Here is a 524-nt window from a genome sequence, read left to right as displayed (position 1 = left end):
CAGGAGTTGCCCGCGGGCGAGCTGCGCTCCTCGTCCACCGAGACCGTGGTGCAGATCAAGGGCCGCGTGCCCACGCCTGACGCCTTCCGCCAGATCATCGTGGCGCGCCGCGCCGGCCAGCCGGTCACGCTGGGCGAGATCGCCGACGTGCGCGACGGCCAGGAAGAACAGGAAAGCCTGGCGCTGCTCGACGGCAAGCGCGCCCTCTTTCTGTCGGTGGTGAAGGCGCAGGGCCAGAATACCGTCGATACCGTCGACGGCCTGGTGCGCATGACCGACGAGATACGCAAGCTGGTGCCCGCGGGCGTGCAGCTCAATGTCGTCAACGACACCGCGCGCGGCATCCGCAGCAGCGTGAAGGAGGTGCGTTCCACGCTGCTGGAAGGCGCGTTCCTGACCGTGGCGATCGTGTTCCTGTTCCTCGGCTCGTGGCGCAGCACCGTCATCACCGGCCTGACGCTGCCGATCGCGCTGATCGGCACCTTCGGCGTGATGTATATGTGCGGCTTCACCCTCAACGTGAT

The 524-nt window shown here is 67.4% G+C and carries 1 protein-coding gene; it reads left to right on the top strand.

What is annotated here, in order from left to right; translation table 11 throughout:
- Nucleotides 1-524, top strand: a 524-nt coding sequence (locus tag J8I82_RS39985) for an efflux RND transporter permease subunit (protein ID WP_209765780.1), incomplete at both ends; no start/stop codon positions are given.

The organism is Cupriavidus consociatus (assembly GCF_017814975.1).
Classification (GTDB): Bacteria; Pseudomonadota; Gammaproteobacteria; order Burkholderiales; family Burkholderiaceae; genus Cupriavidus; species Cupriavidus consociatus.
The sequence above is the reverse complement of the archived record's forward strand: the minus strand, read 5'-3'. Positions and strand labels throughout refer to the sequence as shown.